This is a genomic window from Gordonia aquimaris, from assembly GCF_026262595.1.
Classification (GTDB): domain Bacteria; phylum Actinomycetota; class Actinomycetes; order Mycobacteriales; family Mycobacteriaceae; genus Gordonia; species Gordonia tangerina.
Map to the genome: position 1 here is coordinate 1 of NZ_JAPKFM010000081.1, position 878 is coordinate 878.

Here is an 878-nt window from a genome sequence, read left to right on the forward strand (position 1 = left end):
CCGCCCGGGTGAAGCGCGGCATGGCCGAGATGCTCAAGGGTGGCGTCATCATGGATGTGGTCACCGCTGAGCAGGCCAAGATCGCCGAGGATGCCGGTGCGGTGGCGGTGATGGCGCTCGAGCGCGTCCCGGCCGACATCCGTGCCCAGGGTGGTGTCTCGCGGATGAGCGATCCCGACATGATCGACGGGATCATCTCGGCGGTGTCGATCCCGGTGATGGCCAAGGCGCGGATCGGGCATTTCGTGGAGGCTCAGGTGCTGCAGAGCCTCGGCGTGGACTATGTCGACGAGTCGGAGGTGTTGACCCCGGCCGACTATGCCAATCACATCGACAAGTGGGCGTTCACGGTGCCGTTCGTGTGTGGCGCCACCAATCTGGGTGAGGCGTTGCGCCGGATCACCGAGGGTGCGGCGATGATCCGTTCCAAGGGGGAGGCCGGCACCGGTGACGTGTCGAACGCGACCACGCACATGCGCAAGATCCGCGATGAGATCCGCCGGTTGACGTCGTTGCCCACAGACGAGCTGTATGTGGCGGCCAAGGAGCTGCAGGCGCCCTACGACCTGGTCGTCGAGGTCGCGCAGGCCGGCATACTGCCGGTCACGCTGTTCACCGCCGGTGGTATCGCCACCCCGGCCGATGCGGCGATGATGATGCAACTCGGTGCCGAGGGTGTGTTCGTCGGGTCGGGGATCTTCAAGTCGGGTAACCCGGCTCAGCGTGCGGCGGCGATCGTGCAGGCCACCACCTTCCACGACGATCCCGACGTGCTGGCGAAGGTGTCGCGCGGGCTCGGTGAGGCGATGGTCGGCATCAACGTCGACGACATTCCGCAGCCACACCGCCTCGCCGAACGAGGCTGGTAGCCGATCTGC

Annotated in this window: 1 protein-coding gene; it reads left to right on the plus strand. The window is 66.5% G+C overall.

Annotation, left to right across the window (positions count from 1 at the left end):
* On the plus strand, positions 1 to 869 hold an 869-nt coding region (pdxS, locus tag OSB52_RS24665; RefSeq protein WP_277615418.1), incomplete at its 5' end, for a pyridoxal 5'-phosphate synthase lyase subunit PdxS.
* Positions 870 to 878 lie beyond the last annotated feature (9 nt).